This window comes from Serratia sp. Res13-Sevr-LER1-36-b (assembly GCF_015673035.1).
GTDB lineage: Bacteria > Pseudomonadota > Gammaproteobacteria > Enterobacterales > Enterobacteriaceae > Chania > Chania fonticola_C.
The window spans coordinates 1-6,359 of record NZ_JADACK010000030.1; the positions used below are offsets into that span (position 1 = coordinate 1).

The following is a 6,359-nucleotide window of genomic DNA, read 5'->3' on the forward strand; positions in this document are numbered from 1 at the left end:
GTACAGGTAGACTTAACGGTGTCTTTGATACCAACGATTTCAACTTCTTCGCCAACTTTAACGATACCGCGCTCAACACGACCGGTAACTACGGTACCACGACCGGAGATGGAGAATACGTCTTCGATTGGCAGCAGGAACGGCTGATCGATAGCACGCTCTGGTTCTGGGATGTAAGAATCCAGGTGACCAGCCAGCTCGATGATTTTAGCTTCCCACTCAGCTTCGCCTTCCAGTGCTTTCAGCGCTGAACCACGAACAACCGGCAGGTCATCACCAGGGAAGTCATAAGCAGACAGAAGTTCACGAACTTCCATTTCTACCAGTTCCAGCAGCTCTTCATCATCAACCATGTCGCATTTGTTCATGAATACGATGATGTAAGGAACGCCAACCTGACGACCCAGCAGGATGTGCTCACGAGTCTGAGGCATAGGGCCGTCAGTTGCAGCTACAACCAGGATAGCGCCGTCCATCTGAGCAGCACCGGTGATCATGTTTTTCACGTAGTCGGCGTGCCCTGGGCAGTCAACGTGCGCGTAGTGACGAGTCGGGGTGTCATATTCAACGTGAGAAGTGTTGATGGTGATACCACGAGCCTTCTCTTCTGGCGCGTTGTCGATCTGGTCGAAAGCACGTGCAGAACCACCGTAGGTTTTAGCCAGAACGGTAGTGATTGCAGCAGTCAGGGTAGTTTTGCCGTGGTCAACGTGGCCGATAGTACCGACGTTAACGTGCGGTTTTGAACGTTCAAATTTTTCTTTAGACATCGATTGTCCCTCTAAGACACGGATAAATCGGTGGTATCACCACATCAACCAAGCATTTGCTTGTTGAATTCAGGAAACAGAAAGAAAATCAGGGGGCGAGAAATTAAGAAGTGGTGCTGATAGGCAGATTCGAACTGCCGACCTCACCCTTACCAAGGGTGCGCTCTACCAACTGAGCTATATCAGCACATCTTGGAGCGGGCAGTGGGAATCGAACCCACATCATCAGCTTGGAAGGCTGAGGTAATAGCCATTATACGATGCCCGCATCCTGGAACTCGGCTACCTGACTTTTCTGTAGACTTTAAAGGCGGAGAGAAGGATTGTTCGTCGCTTAACTCTTCACCCTTCGTGCCAGCAACTTCCGTTACGCGGCGCGAACTGTTTGAAGGTTTTCACCTTCCCCGACCGGCGCTTGATTCAGCATTACCGCTCGGTGTGACCCAGTGCCTCGGGTCTAATATGGTGGTGGGGGAAGGATTCGAACCTTCGAAGTCTGTGACGGCAGATTTACAGTCTGCTCCCTTTGGCCGCTCGGGAACCCCACCAGATTTTAACTACTTTATACTTGAATGGTGCCGGCTACCGGAATCGAACTGGTGACCTACTGATTACAAGTCAGTTGCTCTACCTACTGAGCTAAGCCGGCATCAAGTGCAGCGCATTCTAGGTAGAGCTGACGGGCTATGCAACAAAAAAATTGCGATCTAAGCCCTATCGCTCATAAATCAGCCGATTTCTGCATCCGGCTCGCAATTTTTTACCGTTGAGGCGCAAAATTTCATCAATTATGGGCATTAATCTAAACTATTTTAGACCTACCCTACTGATGCTTTCCCTGCACTTTGTCGTATCGCTCAATCAAGGATAGCCTATCGGTTGAAAGCGGCTATCGGGGTAGTGCACCACAAAGAGGACGGTGCTCTCCGATGGTGCCGATATACCGCTTTCGTCCCTGGACTAACGGCCCCCGTACAGGTTAGCCGCATTGGCGCGCTTATTGCTTATCTTCATTATCCCTAATTGCAAGGAGGTATGACCGATGAAAATTGTCCTGATCAATGCGGCAACGCTTCCCATTTACCGCGCCGAGCTGGCGCAGTTGCTCACCGATGCGGTCACTCACGGGGCTTCAGTAGGTTACGACACGCAAATTCCCCACGAAGATGCCGAGAGCTACTTCCATAGCCTACGCCCTGCTTTGGCCAAAGGAGAGTTGCTATTGTGGATTGCCAGAGATGAAAGCGGCGTCATTGGCACCGTCCAACTAGCCCTGTGTCAAAAGCCGAACGGCCGAAACCGGGCCGAAGTACAAAAACTGCTGGTGCACAGCCGCGCCCGCCGCAATGGCGTTGGCCAGGCGTTGATGAAAGCGCTGGAAAAAATGGCGCTTGAGATCCGCCGTGGCCTGCTTTATCTGGACACCCAGGCCGGTTCCGCAGCCGAAGGACTGTATCGCTCGTTGGGCTATCGTTGCCTCGGAGAGATACCCGATTACGCCGCGGCTCCCGACGGGTATTACCATCCTACGGCGATTTACTACAAGCGGCTGTTTGCCGTTCAGCAACCCTCTCGCGCCGCCGCTAGTTGACCTGAAAACGGTATCATTGCCCAGTGATACCGCCTTGCAACAGGGCCTTTCTCAATTGCGTGCCTGTTCGCACTATTGGTAAAAACTGCCACTAATCGACCACAATTGCGAAAAAAGTCTACGCCTAAAAGCCAGCTGTCTATAATATGCAGTTTGATTATTATCTGGAGTTGGCGTCCAGCGCCTTTCCCAACCTGCGTTAACAGGCAGAATTTGGCTTATGATAAAAAGAGATCAATCTTTAGCGACGCCTTACCTTCAGTTCGATCGCAGCCAGTGGGCCGCCTTACGGGATTCGGTGCCGCTGACGCTGTCAGAAGAAGAGATTGTTAAACTCAAAGGGATTAACGAAGATCTCTCCTTGGAAGAAGTCGCGCAGATCTACTTGCCGCTCTCACGGTTGCTGAACTTCTATATCAGTTCGAACCTGCGTCGCCAGGCAGTTCTGGAGCAATTCCTTGGCACAGATGGCCAACGCATTCCTTATGTGATCGGCATTGCTGGCAGCGTAGCCGTAGGTAAAAGTACCACGGCGCGTTTATTGCAGGCATTGTTGAGCCGCTGGCCGGAACATCGTAGCGTGGAGCTGATCACCACAGACGGTTTTCTGCACCCGAACAAGGTGCTGAACGAGCGCGGCCTGATGAAGAAGAAAGGGTTCCCGCAATCCTACGATATGCATAGCCTGGTGAAATTCGTTTCGGAAGTTAAATCCGGTGCCAAACGTGTTACTGCACCGGTTTATTCTCACCTGATCTATGACGTCGTTCCTGAAGGCAATAAAGTTATCGAACAGCCTGATATTCTGATCCTGGAAGGATTGAATGTTTTGCAAAGCGGGATGGACTATCCACACGATCCTCACCGTGTATTTGTCTCCGACTTTGTTGATTTCTCAATCTATGTCGATGCCCCTGGCGATCTATTGCAAAGCTGGTATATCAACCGCTTCCTGAAATTCCGTCAGGGTGCGTTCTCTAACCCAGACTCCTATTTCCATAGCTATGCGCAGTTGCCGGAAACGGAGGCGATCAACATCGCTACTCAGCTGTGGAATGAGATTAATGGCTTGAATTTACAGCAAAATATTTTACCAACTCGCGAGAGAGCCAGCTTGATTATGACTAAGAGTGCCAATCACGCTGTGGAAAGTGTACGGTTACGGAAATAATCGATAACGTAAGAGAGGCCAATGGCCTCTCTTATTTTAGCTTATTCAGCACTCCGCAAAGATATTTCACCACCAATAAAGGGTTTTATTACTCCTTCCTGCTCAAGCAGCAATGCACCCTGCTGATCAATACCGCGGGCAATACCGAAAATCTGTTGTTCACCGATTAATAGCTTAACCGGACGATCGATAAAGTTATCTAATTTACGCCAACGTGAAATAAAGGGTGCTAACCCGTCTATTTCAAATTGCCGTAATGAATTGCGTAGCTCATTAAGCAATTTGGCGGCCAATTCATTGCGATCGATAGTGATCCCGGCTTCCTGTAGGTTGATCCAGCGCTGATCAATCTGACTGGCGTTGGTTTCGCGCATCGCCATGTTGATACCCGCTCCCAGCACCAACTGGGCTGCATCCCCGGTTTTACCGGTCAGCTCAACCAGAATACCGGCCAACTTGCGATCGTTAAGGTATAAATCATTGGGCCATTTCACACGGACCTGTTCTGCACCGAGACGCTGCAACACTTCTGCCATCACGATGCCAATAACCAGGCTCAACCCCATCGCGGCCGCTGGCCCTTGTTCAAGACGCCAGAACATGGATAAGTAAAGGTTGGCACCGAAGGGTGAAATCCACTGCCGACCACGTCGACCACGTCCTGCCTGCTGATACTCGGCAATACAGGCATCACCGGAAGCCAGTTCTGCAAGCCTGTCCAACAGATACTGGTTGGTTGAATCAACGACGGGCAATACCGTGACCCGCTTGTCTTCCAGTAAGCCAAGAATACGCTCAGCATCCAGCAAATTGATCGCCGCAGGTAGGCTATAGCCTTTCCCCGGAACCGTGAACACATCCAACCCCCATTCCCGGATGGTCTGAATATGCTTGTTAATCGCTGCGCGGCTCATGCCCAATGACTCACCTAAATGTTCGCCAGAGTGGAACTCGCCGTCCGCCAGTAGGGAGATGATCTTCAGTGGTACTGTGGTATCTCTCATGAAATGACCTCTACGGCATCCAGCTCACCAGTGGCCCCTATAAAACGTACCTCCGGTTCTAACCAGACATCGAATTTCGACGCTACCGTATTGCGCACGTGCCTGGCCAGTGCCACAACATCCTGGCTGCTGGCATTATCGGCATTTACCAATACCAAGGCCTGCTGACGGTGCACCGCTGCGCCACCGATCTGATGCCCCTTGAGTGAACACTGATCGATCAACCAACCGGCAGCCAATTTTTCTTGTCCGTCCGGCTGCGGATAATGTGGCATCGCAGGATATTGGGCTAATAACGTTTTAGCGGCTTCCCCGCTCACCAGTGGGTTTTTAAAGAAGCTGCCTGCATTGCCGGTAATACGTGGATCCGGTAGCTTGCTGCGCCGCATGGCGCATACCGCATCAAATACCTGCTGCGGCGTTACCGTCTTGGGATCCAGCTTGGTAAGGTCGCCGTAGTTCAGCAATGGGCTCCACCGTTTGCTAAGCCGTAAACCAACGCCCACAATCACGAAGCCTTGCTTAAGCTCATGCTTAAAAACGCTTTCCCGGTAACCAAACTGGCAGCGTTCAGGATCCATACGATCGATTTCACCCGTAGTCAGGTTTAGCAGGTCGACATACTCACAGACCTGTTTGAGCTCAATGCCGTACGCCCCGATATTCTGGATCGGGGCCGAACCGACCAAACCTGGGATCAATGCCAGATTTTCCAGCCCGGGGATGCCACGCTCGAGCATCTGGCTAACCAGATGGTGCCAATTCTCTCCGGCGCTGACATGCAGATGCCAGGCGTCCTGCTCTTCCCTGACCGTGATGCCTTTTAACTGGTTAATCATGACCGTACCGGCAAAATCCTCCAGGAACAGCACGTTGCTCCCTTCACCGAGTACCAGCAGTGGCTCTTGGCGCTTTTGCGCTTGCTGCCAGGCTTTAATCATCATTTCAATTTCTTCAGCAATGACTAAATGCGCTGCGTTGACCGGGAGCGCAAAAGTATTGTGATGTTTTAAAGACGCGCTTTCAGTAGACATGATTTAAATACTCTGACGGAACAAATTATCATCTAGTCTACTCGATCCACCGCGCATGGCTATTATTTGTTTTTATTCACTTGTAATTTCTTGTTAGCTAATAACCGCCAGCTTCATAGGCTATTAAAAATATCCTTGTAAATCATGATAATATGATAATTACATTATCTCGACTCTTGCAGAAGTCTGAGTTATATAAAATCTATCAGCATTAATGATATGTATGAATTAGCCAGGCGGGTTTGGAACTAAAAATTTCATGAATATTTCCAGGTGGGAACCCGGTTATATTTAATCATTTACCAATGAGGAGATAATTCGGGATAGCCGAGTAATGTCCCCTCACCCTAACCCTCTCCCCCAGGAGAGGGAACCGATCGAGCTCGCTGATATTACTCATTCTTTCTGCAATGGGGTTCACGACACCGACTTGCCGAAGCGGCACAGGCTCATCCACGACGCCGGACTGCTCCCTCTCCCCTACACAAGTATTCAGGGTGCTCCCGGTCGTTGCATTGGGAGAGGGCTGGGGTGAGGGCTGGGGTGAGGGGTTTTCACTGCCATTTTCTGTTTTTGACCCATAGCAAAAAGCCCCATGCTTTCGCATGAGGCTTTCTACTTATTTGATGCCTGGCAGTGTCCTACTCTCGCATGGGGAGACCCCACACTACCATCGGCGCTACGGCGTTTCACTTCTGAGTTCGGCATGGGGTCAGGTGGGACCACCGCGCTATTGCCGCCAGGCAAATTCTGTTTCATTCCAACCGCTTCACTCTCGTGTCGCCATCA

At 50.7% G+C, this 6,359-nt stretch carries 5 protein-coding genes, 4 tRNA genes and 1 rRNA gene; 2 read left to right on the plus strand and 8 right to left on the minus strand.

Features of this window, described 5'->3' with window-relative positions; all coding sequences use genetic code 11:
* The 5 genes from IMQ33_RS19785 to IMQ33_RS19805 all read right to left on the minus strand — a co-directional run.
* The coding region (locus tag IMQ33_RS19785) for an elongation factor Tu (protein WP_196062629.1) at nt 1–770 on the minus strand (770 nt) is incomplete at its 3' end.
* Nucleotides 771–881: 111 nt separating this feature from the next.
* Nucleotides 882–957, minus strand: a tRNA-Thr gene (locus IMQ33_RS19790).
* A gap of 6 nt (nt 958–963) precedes the next feature.
* Nucleotides 964–1,038, minus strand: a tRNA-Gly gene (locus tag IMQ33_RS19795).
* 195 nt (nt 1,039–1,233) lie between these two features.
* Nucleotides 1,234–1,318: transfer RNA gene (locus tag IMQ33_RS19800), tRNA-Tyr, on the minus strand.
* Between the two features lie 25 nt (nt 1,319–1,343).
* Nucleotides 1,344–1,419: transfer RNA gene (locus IMQ33_RS19805), tRNA-Thr, on the minus strand.
* A 393-nt stretch (nt 1,420–1,812) separates the two neighbouring features.
* Between IMQ33_RS19805 and IMQ33_RS19810 the strand changes: the two genes are divergently transcribed.
* Together IMQ33_RS19810 and coaA are read left to right on the plus strand one after the other, a co-directional pair.
* On the plus strand, nt 1,813–2,361 hold the full coding sequence (locus IMQ33_RS19810; RefSeq protein ID WP_065686234.1) for an N-acetyltransferase: 549 nt from the start codon (nt 1,813–1,815) through the stop codon (nt 2,359–2,361).
* A gap of 220 nt (nt 2,362–2,581) precedes the next feature.
* Complete coding sequence (gene coaA / locus IMQ33_RS19815; protein ID WP_021808140.1) at nt 2,582–3,532, plus strand: type I pantothenate kinase; 951 nt, start codon at nt 2,582–2,584, stop codon at nt 3,530–3,532.
* A 41-nt stretch (nt 3,533–3,573) separates the two neighbouring features.
* Here coaA and birA read toward each other — a convergent pair whose 3' ends face one another.
* The 3 genes from birA to rrf all read right to left on the minus strand — a co-directional run bounded on the left by birA (nt 3,574) and on the right by rrf (nt 6,314).
* Nucleotides 3,574–4,536, minus strand: a complete 963-nt coding sequence (gene birA, locus IMQ33_RS19820) for a bifunctional biotin--[acetyl-CoA-carboxylase] ligase/biotin operon repressor BirA (RefSeq protein ID WP_098929072.1) — start codon at nt 4,534–4,536, stop codon at nt 3,574–3,576.
* Nucleotides 4,533–5,570 carry a UDP-N-acetylmuramate dehydrogenase gene (murB, locus tag IMQ33_RS19825; RefSeq protein ID WP_098929073.1) on the minus strand — a complete coding sequence of 346 codons (1,038 nt, stop codon included), beginning with the start codon at nt 5,568–5,570 and terminating at the stop codon, nt 4,533–4,535. The genes birA and murB overlap by 4 nt, the downstream gene beginning before the upstream one ends.
* A gap of 628 nt (nt 5,571–6,198) precedes the next feature.
* Nucleotides 6,199–6,314 (minus strand): 5S ribosomal RNA (gene rrf, locus IMQ33_RS19830).
* Nucleotides 6,315–6,359: the final 45 nt, after the last annotated feature.